This window comes from Streptomyces sp. NPDC053673 (assembly GCF_055585225.1).
The window spans coordinates 64,263-83,675 of record NZ_JBVJKN010000012.1; the positions used below are offsets into that span (position 1 = coordinate 64,263).

The 19,413-nt window shown below is 71.5% G+C and carries 15 protein-coding genes; 10 read left to right on the forward strand and 5 right to left on the reverse strand.

Features of this window, described 5'->3' with window-relative positions; translation table 11 throughout:
* The first annotated feature begins 80 nt into the window (after positions 1 to 80).
* Positions 81 to 497 carry an ATP-binding protein gene (locus tag ACZ6ZQ_RS18990; RefSeq protein ID WP_469769646.1) on the forward strand — a complete coding sequence of 139 codons (417 nt, stop codon included), beginning with the start codon at positions 81 to 83 and terminating at the stop codon, positions 495 to 497.
* A gap of 48 nt (positions 498 to 545) precedes the next feature.
* Here ACZ6ZQ_RS18990 and ACZ6ZQ_RS18995 read toward each other — a convergent pair whose 3' ends face one another.
* Both ACZ6ZQ_RS18995 and ACZ6ZQ_RS19000 read right to left on the reverse strand, forming a co-directional pair.
* On the reverse strand, positions 546 to 1,601 hold the full coding sequence (locus ACZ6ZQ_RS18995; RefSeq protein WP_469769647.1) for a DUF2637 domain-containing protein: 1,056 nt from the start codon (positions 1,599 to 1,601) through the stop codon (positions 546 to 548).
* 213 nt (positions 1,602 to 1,814) lie between these two features.
* A complete protein-coding gene (locus tag ACZ6ZQ_RS19000) occupies positions 1,815 to 2,675 on the reverse strand; it encodes a (2Fe-2S)-binding protein (RefSeq protein ID WP_469769648.1) in 861 nt (286 codons plus the stop codon).
* A gap of 149 nt (positions 2,676 to 2,824) precedes the next feature.
* On the opposite strand from ACZ6ZQ_RS19000, the gene ACZ6ZQ_RS19005 reads away from it, so the two are divergent.
* Both ACZ6ZQ_RS19005 and ACZ6ZQ_RS19010 read left to right on the forward strand, forming a co-directional pair.
* The gene (locus tag ACZ6ZQ_RS19005; protein ID WP_469769649.1) at positions 2,825 to 3,616 is read left to right on the forward strand and encodes a GntR family transcriptional regulator; all 792 of its coding nucleotides are present in this window, start codon (positions 2,825 to 2,827) and stop codon (positions 3,614 to 3,616) included.
* Between the two features lie 10 nt (positions 3,617 to 3,626).
* Positions 3,627 to 4,901 (forward strand): WD40 repeat domain-containing protein, encoded by a 1,275-nt coding sequence (locus ACZ6ZQ_RS19010; protein WP_469769650.1) that lies wholly within the window; start codon positions 3,627 to 3,629, stop codon positions 4,899 to 4,901.
* Between the two features lie 37 nt (positions 4,902 to 4,938).
* Here the strand turns inward: ACZ6ZQ_RS19010 and ACZ6ZQ_RS19015 are convergent, their stop codons facing one another.
* From ACZ6ZQ_RS19015 to ACZ6ZQ_RS19025, 3 genes are all read right to left on the reverse strand, one after another.
* Positions 4,939 to 5,253, reverse strand: a complete 315-nt coding sequence (locus ACZ6ZQ_RS19015; RefSeq protein WP_469769651.1) for a hypothetical protein — start codon at positions 5,251 to 5,253, stop codon at positions 4,939 to 4,941.
* Positions 5,254 to 5,605: 352 nt separating this feature from the next.
* Positions 5,606 to 6,370, reverse strand: coding sequence for a hypothetical protein (locus ACZ6ZQ_RS19020; protein ID WP_469769652.1), 765 nt, complete (start codon positions 6,368 to 6,370; stop codon positions 5,606 to 5,608).
* A 676-nt stretch (positions 6,371 to 7,046) separates the two neighbouring features.
* Positions 7,047 to 8,765 carry a PucR family transcriptional regulator gene (locus ACZ6ZQ_RS19025; RefSeq protein WP_469769653.1) on the reverse strand — a complete coding sequence of 573 codons (1,719 nt, stop codon included), beginning with the start codon at positions 8,763 to 8,765 and terminating at the stop codon, positions 7,047 to 7,049.
* Positions 8,766 to 9,049: 284 nt separating this feature from the next.
* Between ACZ6ZQ_RS19025 and ACZ6ZQ_RS19030 the strand changes: the two genes are divergently transcribed.
* The 7 genes from ACZ6ZQ_RS19030 (at position 9,050) to ACZ6ZQ_RS19060 (ending at position 19,352) form a co-directional block, all read left to right on the forward strand.
* Entirely contained in the window at positions 9,050 to 9,940 is an 891-nt protein-coding gene (locus ACZ6ZQ_RS19030; protein ID WP_469769654.1) for an FAD binding domain-containing protein, read from the forward strand.
* A 2-nt stretch (positions 9,941 to 9,942) separates the two neighbouring features.
* Positions 9,943 to 10,530 carry a (2Fe-2S)-binding protein gene (locus tag ACZ6ZQ_RS19035; RefSeq protein ID WP_469769655.1) on the forward strand — a complete coding sequence of 196 codons (588 nt, stop codon included), beginning with the start codon at positions 9,943 to 9,945 and terminating at the stop codon, positions 10,528 to 10,530.
* Between the two features lie 5 nt (positions 10,531 to 10,535).
* Complete coding sequence (locus ACZ6ZQ_RS19040; protein ID WP_469769656.1) at positions 10,536 to 12,944, forward strand: xanthine dehydrogenase family protein molybdopterin-binding subunit; 2,409 nt, start codon at positions 10,536 to 10,538, stop codon at positions 12,942 to 12,944.
* Positions 12,945 to 13,451: 507 nt separating this feature from the next.
* Positions 13,452 to 14,915, forward strand: a complete 1,464-nt coding sequence (locus ACZ6ZQ_RS19045) for an NCS2 family permease (RefSeq protein WP_469769657.1) — start codon at positions 13,452 to 13,454, stop codon at positions 14,913 to 14,915.
* A gap of 96 nt (positions 14,916 to 15,011) precedes the next feature.
* Positions 15,012 to 16,163, forward strand: a complete 1,152-nt coding sequence (locus ACZ6ZQ_RS19050; RefSeq protein ID WP_469769658.1) for an XdhC family protein — start codon at positions 15,012 to 15,014, stop codon at positions 16,161 to 16,163.
* Positions 16,164 to 16,323: 160 nt separating this feature from the next.
* Positions 16,324 to 18,693 (forward strand): ABC transporter ATP-binding protein/permease, encoded by a 2,370-nt coding sequence (locus ACZ6ZQ_RS19055; RefSeq protein WP_469769659.1) that lies wholly within the window; start codon positions 16,324 to 16,326, stop codon positions 18,691 to 18,693.
* A gap of 14 nt (positions 18,694 to 18,707) precedes the next feature.
* Positions 18,708 to 19,352 (forward strand): SH3 domain-containing protein, encoded by a 645-nt coding sequence (locus ACZ6ZQ_RS19060; protein ID WP_469769660.1) that lies wholly within the window; start codon positions 18,708 to 18,710, stop codon positions 19,350 to 19,352.
* Positions 19,353 to 19,413 lie beyond the last annotated feature (61 nt).

Consider the following 19,413-nt stretch of genomic DNA (forward strand, 5'->3'; position numbering starts at 1 on the left):
GGGGCGGGGCATGCATGTCGTGGGCGCTCGTGCGAGTGCCGTCTCGAAGAGGAGAGGACCGTTCCGACGTGCGGTGGGGGATGATGACGAGACGTCAGGGAAGGTCCGGGCCTGCGCAGCTGCGTCGCAGTGTGGGGCGCGCGGATCTCAGGGCCGTACCGGAAGTGCGGCGGGCCCTTCGTGACTTATTGGGGCACTGGGGCGAGCCGGGCTCGGCCGAGGTGGCGGAGCTGCTGACCAGTGAGCTGGTGACCAACGCACTGATCCACACGGACGACGGCGCGGTCGTGACGGCCACCGTCGCGCCCGCCAGGCTCCGGGTCGAGGTACGGGACTTCACGAGCGGCCCGGCCGAGCCGCACGCCAGAGCCGCGTCCGACGACAGCACGCACGGCAGAGGGCTCGTCCTGGTGCAGAGCCTCGCGGACGCGTGGGGAGTGCGGGCGCACGAACTGGGCAAGGTGGTGTGGTTCGAACTGGCCGGCGGGCAGACCTGATCGGTAGGGATCGCGCCCGCCCGCCGTACCGGCTCGTCGGCTGCCGCTTCAGCCGAACTGCTGCTCAAGATGCTTGAGCTTCTGCTCGAGGGAGTCCAGACGCGGGAGCGCCTGTGTGTCGTCCTCCGCGGTGAGGTCGACGGTGACGGGCTCAGTGCCCTTCACGGCCTGAAGGGAGGGCCGGGGGCGCAGTGGCAGCTGTCCCGGCTCGGCTATGGCAGGCTCCGCGACCGGCCCGACGGCCGGTGCGGAGCCCGCCGGACCACTCAGGGTGGGGACATCGACCTGGCGCCCGCCGCCGCGAGCGCGGCCCCACGCCCGGTGCTGCCGGTTCAGTGCCCGCAGGTGCGCCCGCTCCAGCTTCTCCTGGTCGCGCCTGCGCATCCGGGTCTGTTCCTTCTGCCGTCGGTCCTCGCGGACCTCGTCGACCGCCTCGTCCAGCGTGCGTACGCCTTCGAGCAGCATCAGCGACCAGGCGCCGAAGGTCTCGCGGGGCGCCCGCAGCCACCGTACGACGCGGATCTGCGGCAGCGGGCGCGGCACCAGGCCCTGCTCGCGCAGCGCGGCCCTGCGGGTCTGCTTCAGCGCGCGGTCGAAGAGCACCGCGGCCGACAGCGACATGCCGGCGAAGAACTGCGGGGCGCCCGCGTGATCCAGACCGCGCGGCGCGTGGACCCAGTTGAACCAGGCGGCCGCACCCGCGAACGTCCACACCAGCAGCCGGGAGCCCAGGGCGGCATCGCCGTGGCTCGCCTCGCGCACGGCGAGTACCGAGCAGAACATGGCGGCGCCGTCGAGGCCGAACGGGACCAGGTACTCCCAGCCGCCGGAGAGGTTCAGGTTCTGCCGGCCGAAGCCGACCAGACCGTGGAACGAAAGCGCCGCGGCGACCGCCGCACAGCAGAAGAGAAGCAGATAGGAGGCGGTTCCGTAGACCGCCTCTTTACGCCGGCGGCGTTCCTCGCTGCGCTCCCAGGAGTCGTCGGCCGCGGAACCGTCACGGGCGCGCATGTTGCGCGCGAGCACCGCCACCGCCGCCACGACCCCCGCGAGCAACACGCCAGCCGGAAGCAGCCAGTCCAGCGATATCTCGGTCAGTCTCATGCGGTGTCCCTTGCATCTGCATCGCGGTAGGCGTTTTCGGGCGCCATATTGGCCGAAGTCACGGGGCGGTCAGAGGGTTTCGGGGCAAGAGAACGCCAAGAGAGCATCAGGGCATACGAATAGGTGCGTTCTGCTCGAACACACCTCAGAGCGAAGGGATTTGAGTTCGATTTATGCCACCTGGATGAGTGGCGTGGCGTGAGGCGGCCGCTGTCAGCCCTCCGTGGCGCTGAGCCTCCGGACGCGGTCGGCGTCGCACGTGCGAGGGCAGGTGACGCAGGTGTCCTCGGGGCGCAGCGTGTAGAAGAGGCAGCAGCTCGCCCGGTCGCGGGTCGGCAGTGGCTCGCCGCCCGGACCGCTCAGCTCACGGAAACCGGCCGTGCCGACGTACGGCTTGGTGGTGCCGGGCAGCAGTGCCTCCAGCTCCGCCATCGCGCGCCGCTCCTCGCCGAGCAGATGCGCGACGTACCAGAGCCCCTCGACGATCTCGTCGGTGGCCATGCCCCACAGGGCCCGCCTGCCGCGCCGCATCCGCGGCCCGAATCCGTCGAGCACGGGTCCGATGTGCTCGGCGACGGCGTCCCGCACCTCCGAGAGCAGCGCCTCCTCGTCCGGCACGATCCGGGCGCCGGGCAGCGCCGCGGCCGGGTCGCCGGGAAGGCAGGCGAAGTCACGCACCCGCACGGTCATCCGGCCGAGGGCCCGGTGGACGGACACGTTGGCGACGGGCAGTCGGGGCACCCGGCGGTCCAGAAACCAGGGGACCGTGATCAGCAGACAGGCCGGCCATGCGTACCGGTGGAGTCCGAAGCTGGCGACGACGTCGGCGCGGGCCTGCTGTCCGTAGTCACGCAGCACCTGTGCGTTGTCCCAGGCCAGGAAGGCGTCGAGGGCGGGACCGCCCGCCGCGAGGTCAGCCGCCGCGGCCCAGCCGGCCCCGCGGGGGGCCTGCTCGCCGTCCGTCAGCTCCTGGACGCGCAAGCCGGGAAACGCCGTTGTCAGGCGCGCGTACGCGTCCGTGAGGGGCGAGGAAGCGGCAGGCCGCGAGCTGGGGAGGACAGCGGGGACGGTCATGCAGGGACCACCGAATCGCGATCGTCAGCAGGTTAGCCTTACCTTACCCGAAGCGATCGATGTTTGAACTCCGCCCTCGTCCGCCTATCGTGCACAGGGGACCTGTGCCACGCGAGCCGGGCCCGGTACGAAGCCGGAGGAGGACCCGAGTGGAGCAGGGCAGAGCGCGCGCGAGCGCCGCGGTACGTCCCTACGCGCCCGCCTCCGTCCCCGGGCAGGTCCGCGGTGAGCAGGTCCCGGGCGGGGGCCCCGGCCAGAGCCGCGGTGAGGAGGCGCGCGGTGAGCACACGCACAGCGAGCCACCCGCACCCGGCACCGTCGTACGCCGCCATTCCGTACGCGGCCAGATCCTTCAGGCCCTGCGGGCCGCCCTCGTCAGCGGTGAGCTGCGCCCCGGCGAGGTCTACTCCGCGCCCGCCCTCGGGATGCGCTTCGGCGTCTCCGCCACCCCCGTACGCGAGGCGATGCAGCAGCTCGCCCTCGAAGGGGCGGTCGAGACCATCCCGAACCGCGGCTTCCGCGTCACTCTGCGCAGCGCCCGCGAGCTCGCCGAGCTGGCCGAGGTCCGTGCCCTCCTCGAGGTCCCGGTCATGCTCCGCCTCGCCCGCACCGTCCCGGCCGCCCGCTGGGCGGAGCTGTGGCCCCTCGCCGAGGCGACCGCGGCGGCCGCGGCCATCGGCGACCGTGCCAGCTACGCCGAGTCGGACCGCGCCTTCCACCGGGCGGTCCTCTCCCTCGCCGGCAACGACCAGCTCGTCGCCGTCGCGGACGATCTCCATCGCCGTTCCCAGTGGCCGCTGGTGAGCTCCCCGGCCCCCCGCAGGGCGGACCTCGTCGCCGACGCGGCCGAACACTCGGCGCTGCTGGAGGCGCTGATCGCTCAGGACCTGGCGGTGGTGAACTCGCTGGTGCGGGAACATTTCACCGGCGCGGACGGCTGAGGCGGGGCCGTTGCCGGACGCGGTTGTTCTGCTCGCGGGCCAGAGCGTACGAGGTGCGGTGTGGGCTCTGGCGAACCAGCTCGGAGTGGCCGCGCGGACACCGGGCGAGCTGGTCGGTGCCCTGACGGCCGACGCCCGCCGGAGGGTGGTCGTCCTGCCCGATCTGAACGCCGCCCACGATCCGGACGCGATCGCCGAACTCGTGTGCGCGCTCAGGGATCTGGGCCACATCGAGCTGATCACCGGGACCCGGTCGCAGGCGGCGGACGTGGCCGGCGCCGCGCCGGCCCTGGACGACCCCGCCGCGGTGTGCGCCGCGGACCCGTCACGGGTGACGACCGCGTACGAGCACCACGGCGACCCGCAGGGCGACCACGGCGGCCTGCGGTCGGCCTGGTTCCGGGCCGGCCCGTCGCTGATCCGCGACCAGCCGGTCTCCGGGCGGGCCCTGGTCCTGCTCACCGCTCTCGGTGACGACGCGGACCCGCGGCTGCGCCCCGCCCTCACCGAACTCGCCGCCGACGCGCCCTGGCAGGCCGACTGGACCCGGATACGCGGCGACGTCAGCCCGCCCTGGCCGGGTCCGGTGGCCGCACTCGCCAACGGCACCGGCCGCTGGGCGGGCCATCTCCTGGTGGCGGACCAGCGCGGTACGGTCCGCTCGCTGCACCCTGCCGACGCCGAGCCCGCGGCGGGCTCCGCCCCCATGCCCGTACGGATCAGGGCACTCGCGCCCGTACCCGACGGCACCCTGTTGATGCTGGACGAGCGGGGACGTCTGCACACCCACGGCCGTACGCCCCTGACGGAAGCCGTCACCGCCACGCTGGCGAAGCACCCGGGCACGGCGCTGGCCGCCACCGACGGCCTCGTACTCGCCGGCGACCGGCACGGCTCGCTGCATGCGTTCGGTCCGCGGGGCGTGCACCAGGCGGCCCCGCACCGCGGCCGGGTCACGTGCCTGACCGTGGTCCGCCGTCCCGCACCGCTGGTCTGCAGCGGAGGAGCGGACGGCACGGTCCGCACCTGGTCCCCGGGCAGGCCTCCGGCGTCCGCCCCTGTCGCCGAGCGTTCCTGTCCCGTGGTCGCCCTCTCGGGCGAGGGCCCGGCCCTGGCGGTCGCCTGGGCCGACGGCCTCGTGGAGCTCCACGACTTCGGAACGGGCGAGGTCCTGGGCTTCCGCCCGGGCCCGCCGGTCCGCGCGGTGGCGGTGGTCGCGGACCGGTCGGTGGTCATCGGCACGGACGAGGCCCTGATCCGCCTGACGGCGCGGTCTGCGCACTGAGGTCGGGCGCGGACTGCCACGCGGGCCAACACGGGCTTCAGCGCGTCTCTTTCGCACCTTCGGCCTGTGCCTCGCCCTGCGTTTCGGCCGGTGCTTCGCCCTGCCCATCGGCCTGGGCTTCGCTGCGCTTGTGCCGCCACACGGAGAGGGCCCCGATGCCTCCCGCGGCGACGAAGAAGCCCACCTTCACGGCGGCTTTGGCGGAGAGCCAGGCGATGCCCCAGCGAAACCCCCAGCCCAGCCACCACACGAGCGCGCAGACGGCCCCCGCGGCGAGAAGCCCCGCCGCGACACCCAGGGCGGTGCGCTTCCACGTCCGCCCGTCGGTGGTTTCCCCCGTGTCACTGTTCATGCGGATCACGCTAGGGGCCGTGCCGCCGGGCCTCGTCGGCTCGAAGGACGATCGTGCCTGCGACTTTCGTCGCGGCGTCCGCCCGGGAGACGAGCCGAAGGTCGCTAGGGCCTCTCGTTCGGATCAGGCCGGGCTCGCGTGCCCCGGTGCCGTACCTCGCTGTGTTGTCGTCAGTCGCCAATGTCCCCCGTAGCCCTTCGGGCACGGGAGGTGCCCCCACCGCAGTGGCTCCTTTCTCCGCCTTGCGATGCACGGCACCGGACCCCGCTCGCTGATCCGGCCTGATCCGAACGAGAGGCCCTGGTCCGGCGGTTCGGGAGGGGTTCGCCGGTCCGTGCCGGACGGGGATGCGTCAGGCCGCCGGCGCCGGTGGTGCCAACTGGTCCGCGAGCCACGTCGGTACGCCACCCAGCAACCGGAACAACCGGGTGGCCTCGGCGCGCAACCGGCCCGCCTCCGGCTCCGGTTCGGTGTCGGCGAGGGCGGCGAGCGCCGGGGCCGTGCCGATGAGATAACCCAGCTCCTCGCGGATACGGAGCGACTCCGTGAAGCCGTGCCGGGCCTCGGCCAGTTCGCCGTCGCGCAGCGCGAGCGCGGCGAGATGGCGCCAGGTGAACGAGAGCAGCAGGGTGTCGCCGTGGGCGACGGCGCCCGCGTGCGCGCGCTGGTAGGCGGCGCGGGCGGCCTGCGGGGAGTCGGCGAGGTGTTCGGCGATCAGACCGCGGCGGAAGTCCAGGAGAGGGCGGCCGGGCGCGGACGGATCGAGCAGGGCGGCCGCCCGGCCGAGCGCGGCGCGAGCCTCGTCCGCCCGGTCACGCACGCTCAGCACGGTCGACGCGTACGCGAGTTGCCCGCGTTCGCAGGCCGCCGCGCCCCGCTCGTCGTCGTCGCCGGCCGCGGCCTCCGCGGTACGCAGGGCGTCCTCCGCGTCCTCCCAGCCCTTGCCGGTGAACAGACAGCGCTCGACGAGCAGTGCCGCGCGCTGCAGCGTGAGCGCGGGAGACCCGGTGTGCGGGGCGAGCAGCGCCGCCGCGTCGGCCCAACAGCCGCGCGAACGCAGCCGCCATACCGCGGTCTGGAGTGGATCGTCACCTGCTGTGGTTCCGTAACCAGACATGGCGGTATGCGCCACATTGCCCTCCCCGAGCGCGCCATTGTGCTGTTGAGTCAGACCGAATCTCAGCATGGATCAGCGTGCCTGGCCAAGAGGTCTGGTGAATGAATTCACAATCGCCGTGGGTTCAACCGGTGCAGGCGGATGGAATTCGCCGGGATTCAACGGCCACTGGTCAGCTTGTCGTCAATTCGGGTGAACGGGCGTACGCCGTTTGACATCCGGCGCTGTGGGAAACCGGCCGTGGCCGAACTCCCACACCGGAGGTGAAGGTTGCGCGGCGCGAAGCCGGCGCCCCGCCGGAGGGCGCGGGGGTCCTGCCCCCACGCTCGCGCCTCCGCCTAGTGCCCCTCCCGGCGAGCTTTGCCCTGTCGGGCAAACATTGCCGGTCGCGGCACTAGGTCCTGTCCGGGCGATCTTCGAGGAACAGGCCGCGGCGTCGGATGCATGGGGTCTCCCCAGGCCCGGAGGGCCGAGGGGACGCATCGCAAGGCGGTGGGGGCACCTCCCAGCGGCAGCTGGGGGAGATCGCCCTCGTACTGGGTGTACTTGGGCGACTCCGACAACGCAGCGAGGTGCCGCAGCTGGGGGTACTCCCCCTGGCTGCGCCGGGGGCACCCCCACCCAGGCGAAGCTCTGGGGGAGCGTCGCGGCCCCGACAAGATCGCCCGGACAGGGCCTAGGACATCCGCAGCGCCAGGAAGAAGTCCAGCTTGTCCTCGAGTCGCGACAGGTCCCGCCCCGTCAGCTGCTCGATCCGGCCCACCCGGTACCGCAGTGTGTTCACATGCAGGTGCAGCCGGGTCGCACAGCGCGTCCAGGAGCCGTCGCAGTCCAGGAACGCCTCCAGGGTCGGGATCAGTTCCGCGCGGTGCCTGCGGTCGTAGTCGCGCAGCGGGTCGAGGAGGCGTGCCGTGAAGGCCCGGCGGACGTCGTCGGGGACGAACGGCAGCAGCAGGACGTGCGAGGCGAGCTCGTGGTGGCCGGCCGCGCACACCCGGCCCGGGCGTGCCGCGGCGACGCGGCGGGCGTGCCGGGCCTCTTCCAGGGCGCCGCGCAGGCCCTCCGCCGAGTGGACGGCGGCGCTGACGCCGAGGGTGAGGCGGCCGTCGCCGTCGAGCCCCGCGGACAGAGGGTCGCGGACGGCGGCGAGCAGGGCGTCCGCGTGCAGCCCGATGCCGGCCGTGTCGGCCATGTCGGGGGGTGTGCTGTCGAGCAGGTCGGCGTCCGCGGTGACGGTGACCGCGGGCAGGGGCACGAGCGCGATCGCCTCGTCCCCGGTGTGCGCCACGGCGATGCGGTCGGCGGAGTCCGAACCCGTCGTCGCGGGGTCGACCAGGATCTCCTCCAGCAGCGACTGGGTGACGGGGCCGGCCTCGATCGGGGCATCGCCGCCTTCCTGCTCCCACTCGACGCGCGCGACGACGACCTGCCAGTGCGGCGCGGTGCCGAGGCCGGGGAGCAGTACGGGTGCGGCGACCCGCAGCCGGGCCGCGATCTCGGCGGGCGCGGCGCCGGCCTGGACGAGTTCCAGGACCTCCTGGGCGAGCCGGCGCCGTACCGTACGGGCCGCGTCGCGCCGGTCCCGCTCGACGGCGATCAGCTGGGTGACGCCCTGCAGCAGGTCGAGGCGGGCCGCGGGCCAGTCGGAGGCGTCGGCCTCGACCGCGAGCAGCCAGTCGGACAGCACGGTCTCACGGACGTCCCGGGACGCCGGGACGGCGCCGCGTCCGGTGTTACGGATCGGGAAGAGCGAATAGGTGACGCCCGCGGCGGTCGCGCGGTGCGGGCCGCGCCGTCCGGTCCGGGTCGCCGTCAGATGCTCCGCGGCGAGCGCGGCGCTCGCCTCGGCGGTCAGCGGCTCACCGGCCCCCGCGATCTGCCGGCCGGTGGGGGAGAGGACCCAGGCCCGAAGGTCCAGGTCGGAGCCGAGGAGGTCGAGAACCACCTCGGGGCCGCCGCCCGTGGGTCCGGAGGTCATCAGCCGGCGGTGCCGGTCGACGACGGCGGCCAGATCCCCGGCCCGCTCGCCGGAAACCTGTCGCACCACATACTCGGTGATCGTCGCGAACGCAACGTCCTCATTGACCGCGAACACCGGCAGCCGGTGCCGTACGCACGCCTGCACGAGGTCGTCGGGGATGTCTCCGAGCTCCGCCTCGCCCGCCGCGAGCCCCGCGACCCCCGCGCTTGCGAGAATACGTACAAAAGGCTCGGAATCATCGGCGGTGCGTCGCCAGGCGAGCCCGGTGAGGACCAGCTCACCGCCCGAGAGGTAGCGGCTCGGGTCCCGTAGGTCGGTCGTCATCACGCCGCGGACGGTGCGGTCCAGCTCGTCGTCGCCGCCGAGCAGCCGCAGTCCCAGCGCGTCGGTCTCCAGCAGTGCGCGCAGCCGCATCTCGTCGCCGCCGATCTGTCTCGTTGTTGCCGTTGGACTGTGCTGATGGGTGTGCCGTTGGTTTCGGGAGGAAAGCGGAGAGGTTACTGAGCCTCGCCTTTCGTTCGAATCTACAAGACGAGGGTGGCGACCAGCCAACTCCTTCATGGTTTCGGTGACTGCACCGGGCGGGACGGTGCTTGTGTACTTGGGCCACACCGCGTTAACAGGACATGAATAACCAGTCCAGGGCCGGCCGTCCCCAGCCCCTGAGAACGACCGAATCACGTAGAAGAGAGCCACTCATGGACTTCCTTCGCCCCGCCAGCTGGGAGGAGGCGCTCGCTGCCAAAGCAGAGCACCCCACCGCTGTGCCCATTGCGGGTGGCACCGACATCATGGTCGAGATCAACTTCGACCACCGGCGGCCCGAGTACCTCCTGGACCTGAACCGCATCGTCGAGCTGCGCGAATGGGAAGTCGGCGAGGAGAACGTCCGTCTGGGCGCCTCCGTCCCGTACACCCAGATCATGGAGAACCTGCGGGCCGAGCTGCCCGGCCTGGCACTCGCCTCGCACACCGTCGCCTCGCCGCAGATCCGCAACCGCGGCGGCGTCGGCGGCAACCTCGGCACCGCGTCCCCGGCCGGTGACGCCCACCCGGCCCTGCTGGCCGCCGGCGCCGAGGTCGAGGTCGAGTCCGTACGGGGTGCGCGCTTCATCCCCATCGATGAGTTCTACACCGGCGTGAAGCGCAACGCGCTCGCCCCGGACGAGCTCATCAGGGCCGTCCACATCAAGAAGGCCGACGGGCCCCAGCAGTACTCGAAGGTCGGCACCCGCAACGCGATGGTCATCGCGGTGTGCGCCTTCGGTATCGCTCTGCACCCCGAGGCCCGCACGGTGAAGACCGGCATCGGCTCGGCCGCGCCCACCCCGGTGCGCGCCAGGGCCGCCGAGGAGTTTTTGAACGCCGCGCTCGAAGAAGGCGGCTTCTGGGAGAGCGGCAAGATCATCACTCCCTCGATCGCCAAGCAGTTCGCGGAGCTGGCCTCCGCCGCCTGCAACCCGATCGACGACGTCCGTGGCACCGCCAAGTACCGCCGTCACGCGGTCGGCATCATGGCCCGCCGCACGCTCGGCTGGACCTGGGAGCAGTACCGCGGCACCGGCCGCACGCTTGAAGGAGCTGCATAACCATGCGCGTGAATTTCACGGTCAACGGCCGTAAGCAGGAAGCCGACGACGTCTGGGAGGGCGAGAGCCTCCTCTACGTGCTGCGTGAGCGCCTGGGCCTGCCCGGTTCCAAGAACGCCTGTGAGCAGGGCGAGTGCGGCTCCTGCACGGTCCGCCTCGACGGGGTGCCGGTGTGTTCGTGTCTGGTCGCCGCCGGTCAGGTCGAGGGCCGCGAGGTCGTCACCGTCGAGGGTCTGGCGGACTTCGCCAAGCAGCGCTCCGAGCACGGCGGTGCCTGTGGCACCGGCGCCTGCGGCACGTCCCTGCAGGAAGCCCAGCAGTGGAACGCGAAAGGCACCGATTCGCAGACCGGCGAAGGCGTGGAACTCGCCCCGATCCAGCAGGCGTTCATCGACGCCGGCGCAGTGCAGTGCGGCTTCTGCACCCCGGGTCTGCTGGTCGCGGCCGACGAGCTGCTGGAGCGCAACGCCTCCCCGTCCGACGCGGACATCCGCGAGGCGCTCTCCGGCAACCTCTGCCGCTGCACCGGCTACGAGAAGATCCTCGACGCGGTCCGCCTCGCGGCCGCCCGTCAGGAAGAGGCGGTCTGAGCACCATGGCGCTGAATCCACGAGTCGCCGCCGTCCCGGCAGGCACACCCACCAAGGTCACCCAGGGATCGCAGACCAAGGGCGGCATCGGCGAGTCCACGCTGCGCCCCGACGGCACCCTCAAGGTCACCGGTGAGTTCGCGTACTCCTCGGACATGTGGCACGAGGACATGCTCTGGGGCCAGACGTTGCGCTCCACCGTCGCGCACGCCGAGATCAAGTCGATCGACATCTCCGAGGCCGTGGCGATGCCCGGTGTGTACGCGGTGCTGACGTACGACGACCTGCCGGCCGAGATGAAGAACTACGGCCTGGAGATCCAGGACACCCCGGTCCTCGCGCACAAGAAGGTCCGCCACCACGGCGAGCCGGTGGCCCTGGTCGCCGCCGACCACCCGGAGACCGCGCGCCGCGCCGCCGCCAAGATCAAGGTCGAGTACGCCGAGCTGCCGCTCATCACCGACGAGGCCTCGGCGACCGCGCCCGGCGCGGTCCTGGTCCACGAGGGTCGCGACGACCACCACATCGGTCACGTCCCGCACCCGAACATCGTGCACCGCCAGCCGATCGTCCGCGGCAACGCCGACGAGGCCGCGAAGCGCGCCGACGTGATCGTCAAGGGCGAGTACACGTTCGGCATGCAGGACCAGGCCTTCCTCGGCCCCGAGTCCGGCCTCGCCGTACCCGCCGAGGACGGCGGTGTCGACCTGTACGTCGCCACCCAGTGGCTGCACTCGGACCTCCGCCAGATCGCCCCGGTCCTCGGCCTGCCCGAGGAGAAGGTCCGTATGACGCTCTCCGGCGTCGGCGGCGCCTTCGGCGGCCGCGAGGACCTGTCGATGCAGATCCACGCCTGCCTGCTGGCGCTGCGCACCGGCAAGCCAGTCAAGATCGTCTACAACCGGTTCGAGTCCTTCTTCGGGCACGTCCACCGCCACCCGGCGAAGCTCTACTACGAGCACGGCGCCACCAAGGACGGCAAGCTCACGCACATGAAGTGCAGGATCGTCCTGGACGGCGGCGCCTACGCGTCGGCCTCCCCGGCGGTCGTCGGCAACGCCTCCTCCCTCTCCGTCGGCCCGTACGTCATCGACGACGTCGACATCGAGGCGATCGCGCTCTACACCAACAACCCGCCCTGTGGCGCGATGCGCGGCTTCGGCGCCGTCCAGGCGTGCTTCGCCTACGAGGCGCAGATGGACAAGCTGGCGGCGGAGCTGGGTATCGACCCGGTCGAGTTCCGGCAGCTGAACGCCATGGAGCAGGGCACGATCATGCCGACCGGCCAGCCGGTCGACTCGCCGGCCCCGGTGGCCGAGCTGCTGCGCCGCATCAAGGCCCGCCCGCTCCCGCCGGAGCGCCAGTGGGAGGTCGCCGGCGGTGACGCGGACGTACGCGCCCTGCCCGGCGGTCTGTCCAACACCACGCACGGCGAGGGCGTCGTCCGCGGTGTCGGCTACGCGGTCGGCATCAAGAACGTCGGCTTCTCCGAGGGCTTCGACGACTACTCCACCGCCAAGGTGCGCATGGAGGTCATCAACGGTGAGCCGGTCGCGACCGTGCACACCGCGATGGCGGAGGTCGGCCAGGGCGGTGTCACCGTCCATGCCCAGATCGCCCGCACGGAGCTGGGCGTCACGCAGGTGACGATCCACCCGGCCGACACGCAGGTCGGCTCCGCCGGCTCCACCTCGGCGTCCCGCCAGACGTACGTCACCGGCGGCGCGGTCAAGAACTCCTGCGAGGCCGTCCGCGAGAAGGTCCTGGAGATCGGCCGCCGCAAGTTCGGCTCCTACCACCCGGCCTGGGCCACCGCCGAGCTGCTGCTCGAAGGCGGCAAGGTCGTCACCGACGGCGGCGAGGTCCTCGCCGACCTGGTCGATGTGCTGGAGGACGAGGCCGTCGAGCTGGAGCTCGAGTGGCGCCACCGTCCCACCGAGGCCTTCGACCTGCGCACCGGTCAGGGCAACGGCCACGTCCAGTACTCGTTCGCCGCGCACCGCGCGGTCGTCGAGGTGGACACGGAGCTGGGCCTGGTCAAGGTCATCGAGCTGGCCTGCGCCCAGGACGTCGGCAAGGCGCTCAACCCGCTGTCCGTCGTCGGCCAGATCCAGGGTGGCACCACCCAGGGCCTGGGCGTGGCGGTCATGGAGGAGATCATCGTCGACCCGAAGACCGCGAAGGTGCGCAACCCCTCCTTCACGGACTATCTGATCCCCACGATTCTCGACACGCCGACCATCCCGGTCGATGTGCTCGAACTGGCCGATGAGCACGCCCCGTACGGGCTCCGTGGCATCGGCGAGGCCCCGACCCTGTCGTCCACCCCGGCCGTCCTCGCGGCGATCCGGAACGCGACGGGGCTGGAGCTCAACAGGACGCCGGTACGCCCCGAGCACCTCACCGGCACGTAACCCTCCGGGGGGTTGGGGGGACTTCGTCCCCCCCGGCCCCCATAACCCCCCCTCCGGGGGAGGTGACCTGGGGACTCGTCCTCGGACCGCTTCCCCTCTTCGGGGGAGGTGGCCCGGGGACTCGTCCCCGCACCGCTTCCCCCTCCGGGGCGGAGGTGGTCCGTGGGACCTGTCTCCCGGACCGCTTCCCCTCCAGGGGAGGTGACCCGGGGACTCGTCCCCTGGACCCCTCCCCCGACCGGAGCGGAGGTGACCCGGGGACTCGTCCCCGGACCGCCTCCAACCCGGAGCCGCACCGCTCGCGGTCAGCAGCAACACCCGGCAACACCCAGCAACACCCGAAGAACTGCAGAGTCGAGCCAGTCCCCGTGGCTCCCCGATCTGCAGCCCCGTTCGTCTCGGGCCGTCCCCCGGGTCGTGCAGCCAACGCAAGATCCCAAATCCCGCAGCTTGTCTGACGTTCCAAGTCTTATGCGGGTGCCCCTTTGAACCTTGGGAGTAGGCACCATGACCCAGTCGTCAGTGGAGCCCAAGACCGCATCGGAGGACGCGGGCCCCGGCTCGCACGTCCCCGCCGGTAGGTCTTGGCTCGACCGGTACTTTCACATATCCGAAAGAGGATCGACGGTCGCGCGTGAGGTGCGCGGCGGCATCACCACCTTCATGGCGATGGCGTACATCCTTTTGCTCAACCCCCTGATCCTCAATGGCAAGGACGTTGCGGGCAATGTCCTCAGCCAGCCGGGACTCATCACTGCGACTGCCTTCGCGGCCGCCGCGACCACCCTGCTGATGGGCTTCGTCGGCAAGGTTCCGCTCGCCCTCGCGGCCGGCCTGAGCGTCTCCGGCGTTCTCGCCTCGCAAGTAGTGCCCCAGATGACCTGGCCGCAGGCCATGGCCATGTGCGTGGCATACGGCCTGGTGATCTGCCTCCTGGTGGTCACCGGTCTGCGTGAGCTGATCATGAACGCGATCCCGCTCCCGCTGAAGCACGGCATCACCATGGGCATCGGCCTGTTCATCGCCCTGATCGGCCTCGTCAAGTCGGGCTTCGTCGGCAAGGGCTCGGAGTTCGGACCGCCGGTCACCCTCGGCGTCGGCGGCGAGCTCGCGGGCTGGCCCGTCCTGATCTTCTGCTTCACCCTGCTCCTGATCTTCATGCTGCAGGCCCGCGCGATCCCCGGCGCGATCCTGATCGGCATCGTCGTCGGCACCGTGGTCGCGGTCGTCGTCCACAACGTGGCCGGCCTCGACGCCAAGGCATGGAACATGGCCCCGCCGGAGCTCGGCGGCAGCGCGGTCTCCATGCCCGACTTCTCGCTCTTCGGACACGTCGAGTTCGGCGGCTGGGGCGACGTCGGGGCGATCACCGTCGGCTTCATCGTCTTCACGCTGGTGCTGGCCGGCTTCTTCGACGCCATGGCCACCATCATCGGTGTCGGCACCGAAGCCAACCTCGCCGACGACAAGGGCCGGATGCCCGGTCTGTCGAAGGCGCTGTTCATCGACGGTGCCGGCGGTGCGATCGGCGGTGTCTCGGGCGGCTCCGGCCAGACCGTGTTCGTCGAATCGGCCACCGGCGTCGGAGAGGGAGCCAGGACCGGCCTCGCCTCGGTCGTCACCGGCCTGTTCTTCGCCGCGTGCCTCTTCTTCACGCCGCTCACCGCGATCGTGCCGCCCCAGGTCGCCTCCGCGGCCCTGGTCGTTATCGGCGCGATGATGATGCAGAACGCCAAGCACGTGGACTGGAGCGACCGCTCGGTCGCCATCCCGGTCTTCCTCACCGTCGTGCTGATGCCGTTCACCTACAGCATCACCCCGGGTGTGGCCGCCGGAGTCATCTCCTACGTCGCCATCAAGGCGGCCCAGGGCAAGGCCCGTGAGGTGGGCGGCTTCATGTGGGGCCTGACCGCGATCTTCATCGTGTTCTTCGCCCTCAACCCGATCGAAGGGTGGCTGGGGGTCCACTGACCCCGCCCAGGTCCTGTCCGCCCGATCGAGCCCGAGGCAAGATCGGGCGGACGGGACCCAGCCCCCGCGCATTCCCCGACCCCCTGAGGAGAAGACATGCTGGACATCGCCGACGAGCTGCACCGGTGGGTCGAGCAAGGGCGTGACTTCGCCGTCGCCACCGTGGTGGCGGTCGGCGGCAGTGCGCCCCGTCAGCCCGGTGCCGCGCTCGCCGTCGACGGCGAGGGCTCGGCGATCGGGTCGGTCTCCGGGGGATGCGTCGAGGGCGCCGTGTACGACCTGTGCCGGCAGGCGCTCGAGGACGGCGAAACCGTCCTCGAGCGCTTCGGGTACAGCGACGAGGACGCCTTCGCCGTCGGTCTGACCTGCGGCGGGATCATCGACATCCTCGTCACCCCGGTACGCGCGGACTCTCCCGCCAGGGAGATCTTCGCGGCCGCGCTGACCACCGCCGCGCGAGGGGAGGCAGCGGCGGTCGCGCGGATCATCGACGGACCCGCCGAGCTGATGGGCCGCGCCCTGCTCGTCCGTACGGACGGCTCGTACGACGGCGGCCTCGGCGGCCACCCGGAACTGGACCGCACCGCCGCCGGCGAGGCCCGCGCCATGCTGGACGCCGGCCGTACCGGCACCGCCGTCATCGGCGCCGACGGCGCCCGCTGCGGGCGGCCGCTGACCCTGCTCGTCGAGTCGAGCGTCCCCGCCCCCCGGATGATCGTCTTCGGTGCGATCGACTTCGCGTCCGCGCTGGTGCGGGTCGGGAAGTTCCTCGGCTACCACGTGACCGTGTGCGACGCCCGCCCGGTCTTCGCGACGAAACTGCGCTTCCCCGAGGCGGACGAGATCGTCGTCGACTGGCCGCACAGATACCTGGAGTCGACCCCGACCGACAGCCGTACGGTGCTGTGCGTCCTCACCCATGACGCCAAGTTCGACGTCCCCCTGCTGGAACTGGCGCTGAAGCTGCCCGTCGCCTACGTCGGCGCGATGGGCTCCCGCCGCACCCACGAGGACCGCAACACACGGCTGCGCGAGGTCGGCGTCACCGAGCTGGAACTCGCCCGGCTGCGCTCGCCGATCGGCCTCGACCTGGGCGCCCGTACGCCCGAGGAGACGGCCCTGTCGATCGCGGCGGAGATCGTCGCCGGCCGGCGCGGCGGCAGCGGGATCTCACTGACCGGCGCGCACACCCCGATCCACCACGACGAGCCGCGCATACCGGCCCAGGTCGTCCCCTCCGTCGCCTGACGGCGCGCCGCCCGGTCGGCGCCCCGGTCCGGTCCGTGGTGAAGGCGACCGGGGCCACCCTCGTCGCCACCCGACCCCGGTCCGCCGCGCCGGCGGGCCGGCATCAGGCGGGCAAAGCCGACATCGGGCGAGCAAAGAGATCAAAAGATAAGATCGAGGCATGGCTGAGCGGCCCGCAGCGCCGACCGCGCCCGAGCTGGTCATCGAAACCGACGGGGGCTCGACGTTGATGAGCCCGGGCCGGGTGTACCACGTCGGCCGCGACCCCATGAGCGAGATCGTCCTCGACGACGCCCGGGTGTCGTGGCACCACGCCGTCCTCAGGACCGTGGCCGGCCAATGGACGCTGGAGGACGCGAACAGCACCAACGGCACCTACGCGGAGGGCTGCCGCATCCAGGAGTCGGACGTGGGTCCCGGCACCGTCATACGGTTCGGCAACCCCGACGACGGCCCCCGCGCGGTCCTCGTCGGCTCGGCGGCCCCGCCGGAGCCCGCGTCGCCGCGCCCGCCCGGCGAGGCCCGCCTCTCCGCCGTCTCCATGCCCTCCGCCACCGGCACGTTCCAGCAGCCCACCACCGTGCGCCCGCTGCCCACCCGAACGGTCCGCATCGGCCGCGGCGCCGACAACGACGTCGTCATCGACGACCTCGTGGTCTCCCGCCGCCACGCCGAACTGCGCATCCAACCGGACGGTACGTTCGAGATCGCCGATGTCGGCAGCCACAACGGCACCTATCTCAACGGGCAGCCCATCACCCTCGCCACGGTCTCCGCCGGGGACATCATCGGCGTCGGCCACTCCGCGTTCCGCCTCGTCGGCGACGAGCTGCAGGAGTTCGTCGATTCCGGCGAGGTCTCGCTGGACGTCCAGGATCTCGGCGTCGCCGTCGACGAGGGCCGCAAGGTCCTCCTCGAACATGTCTCGTTCCCCGTCGGCGAGAAGTGCCTGCTCGCCGTCGTCGGACCCAGCGGCGCCGGAAAGTCGACCCTCCTGAACGCGCTCACCGGACTGCGCCCCGCCGACCACGGCACCGTCCTCTACGACGGCCGCGATCTGTACCGCGACTACGCCGAGCTGCGCCGGCGCATCGGACTCGTACCGCAGGACGACATCCTGCACATCCAGCTCACCGTCCGGCGGGCCCTCGGCTACGCCGCCGAACTGCGCTTCCCCGAGGACACCACGCCCGCGGAACGCGAGGCACGGGTCGAGGAGGTCATCCGTGAGCTGGGCCTCGAACAGCGCGCGGAGCAGACCATTCACAGTCTCTCCGGCGGCCAGCGCAAGCGGGTCAGCGTCGCCCTGGAGCTGCTGACGAAGCCGTCTCTGCTCTTCCTCGACGAGCCCACCTCTGGCCTCGACCCGGGGATGGACCGCTCGGTGATGAACATGCTGCGAGGCCTCGCCGACGACGGCCGTACGGTCATCGTCGTCACCCACAGCGTGCTCAGCCTCGAGGTGTGCGACCGGCTGCTGGTGATGGCGCCCGGCGGCCGGGTCGCCTACTTCGGCAAGCCCGAGGACGCCCTCGCCTTCTTCGGCTTCGAGGAGTGGCCCGAAGCCTTCGAGGCGTTCGAGAACGATCGCGGACGCGACTGGGCGGGGCAGTACCTCGCATCGCCGTTCCACCGCCAGTACATCGACGCGAGCGCGCAGCCCCGGCTCGCCCGCGAGCGGCTGCCCCAGGGTTTCGCGCAGCCCCCGCCCAAGTCGCAGAGGTGGGTCGCCCAACTGCAGACCCTCGTACGGCGTTACGTGGCCGTGCTGAGCACCGACCGGACCTTCATGTTCGTCATGGTCGCGCTGCCGTTCGGGATGGGCGGCATGGCCCGGCTCATGGCCGGCAGAAAACTCGACGCGGAAACCGCGATCAATACCCTGCTCGTCCTGGTCGTGGGTGCGGTCCTGACCGGGGCGGCGAACGCGGTGCGCGAACTCGTCAAGGAACGCGTCATCTACCGGCGGGAGCGCGCCGTCGGGCTGTCCAGATCCGCCTATCTGACGTCCAAGGTGGTGGTGCTGGGCATGATCACGGTCGTCCAGGCCGTCGTCATCACCCTCGTCGGACTCTTCGGCGTCAATCTCAACACTCCCGGCGGCGAGGGCGTCCTGATGCCGCCGCTCATCGAGATCACCCTGGCCGTCGCGCTGCTGGCGTTCTGCTCGATGATGGTCGGCCTCGTCATCTCCGCACTGGTGAGCAAGGAAGAGGTCACCATGCCTCTGCTGGTGCTCATGACCATGGTCCAGATCGTCTTCTGCGGTGCTCTGTTGACGCTGTACGACACGGTGGGCCTGGAGCAGCTGACATGGCTGGTGCCGGCCCGGTGGGGCTTTGCGGCCTCGGCGGCGACGATCGACCTCGGCAGAATCGTGCCGGAGAAGCAGTTCGCCGACCCGCTGTTCGAGCACGCCGCCGACGCGTGGCTGATCAGCATGGGCGTCCTGGTGGTGTACTGCATCGCGCTCTGGTTCGTCGTCGCCCGGCTGCTGCGACGTCATGAGCCCGCGATCATGCGAAAGTAGAGAGCGGTGACGACGTGATCGATTCCGTTTCCGTGCCGGGCTTCCGGCCCACCCATGTCGTCCCCGGTGACGGGATCGCCACCTGGGAGGCCCCCGACATCAACCGTCCCAGCGCGCCGCTGGACCCCTTCCTGCCGGTCGAGCTCGTCGACCGGCGCGGCGACTGGGGCCAGATCCTGTGCGCCAACGGCTGGTCGGCCTGGGTCGACGGCCGGCTGCTCATCGCCGTACCGCAGGCCCCGCCGGCGGCCGGGCAGCCGCTCGCCCGTACGGCGGACCCGCGGCCGCTGCTCGCCCGGGCGGAGAAAGCCCTGGCCGACTACCGCAGCGTGGTGGAGTCGCTGGCCGCGGGCCAGGTGGACGGCGAGACCTTCCGCACTCGCACCCGCGGTCTGCACGTGGGGATTCTCGTGGACGGCGAGGCGGTGTGGCTGTACGAAGCCGAACACGAGCGGTGGGTGTACTGCGACGGCAAGCGGCTGGCCACCTTCGCGACCGAATCGCCGCCGCAGGACGTACCCATGGACAGCAAGCCCTCGGGCGGAGCTCCGGCGGAGAAGCCCGCCGACCCGACGCCGACGCAGATCGTCACTCCGGGCGGGCCCACACCGCCGGCCCCCGGTACGGGTGGTGGTCAGGGAGGCGCCGGCGGCGGGTGAACGACCTTCGCGGGTGAACGACTTCAATCAAGTCCGGTACGCCCAGGTACACGTCCGTACG

Coding starts and splice junctions, on each gene's coding strand:
- ACZ6ZQ_RS18990 (WP_469769646.1), top strand. CDS start 81: ATGATGACGAGACGTCAGGGAAGGTCCGGGCCTGCGCAGCTGCGTCGC.
- ACZ6ZQ_RS18995 (WP_469769647.1), bottom strand. CDS start 1,601: ATGAGACTGACCGAGATATCGCTGGACTGGCTGCTTCCGGCTGGCGTG.
- ACZ6ZQ_RS19000 (WP_469769648.1), bottom strand. CDS start 2,675: ATGACCGTCCCCGCTGTCCTCCCCAGCTCGCGGCCTGCCGCTTCCTCG.
- ACZ6ZQ_RS19015 (WP_469769651.1), bottom strand. CDS start 5,253: ATGAACAGTGACACGGGGGAAACCACCGACGGGCGGACGTGGAAGCGC.
- ACZ6ZQ_RS19020 (WP_469769652.1), bottom strand. CDS start 6,370: ATGTCTGGTTACGGAACCACAGCAGGTGACGATCCACTCCAGACCGCG.
- ACZ6ZQ_RS19025 (WP_469769653.1), bottom strand. CDS start 8,765: ATGCGGCTGCGCGCACTGCTGGAGACCGACGCGCTGGGACTGCGGCTG.
- ACZ6ZQ_RS19030 (WP_469769654.1), top strand. CDS start 9,050: ATGGACTTCCTTCGCCCCGCCAGCTGGGAGGAGGCGCTCGCTGCCAAA.
- ACZ6ZQ_RS19035 (WP_469769655.1), top strand. CDS start 9,943: ATGCGCGTGAATTTCACGGTCAACGGCCGTAAGCAGGAAGCCGACGAC.
- ACZ6ZQ_RS19040 (WP_469769656.1), top strand. CDS start 10,536: ATGGCGCTGAATCCACGAGTCGCCGCCGTCCCGGCAGGCACACCCACC.
- ACZ6ZQ_RS19045 (WP_469769657.1), top strand. CDS start 13,452: ATGACCCAGTCGTCAGTGGAGCCCAAGACCGCATCGGAGGACGCGGGC.
- ACZ6ZQ_RS19050 (WP_469769658.1), top strand. CDS start 15,012: ATGCTGGACATCGCCGACGAGCTGCACCGGTGGGTCGAGCAAGGGCGT.
- ACZ6ZQ_RS19055 (WP_469769659.1), top strand. CDS start 16,324: ATGGCTGAGCGGCCCGCAGCGCCGACCGCGCCCGAGCTGGTCATCGAA.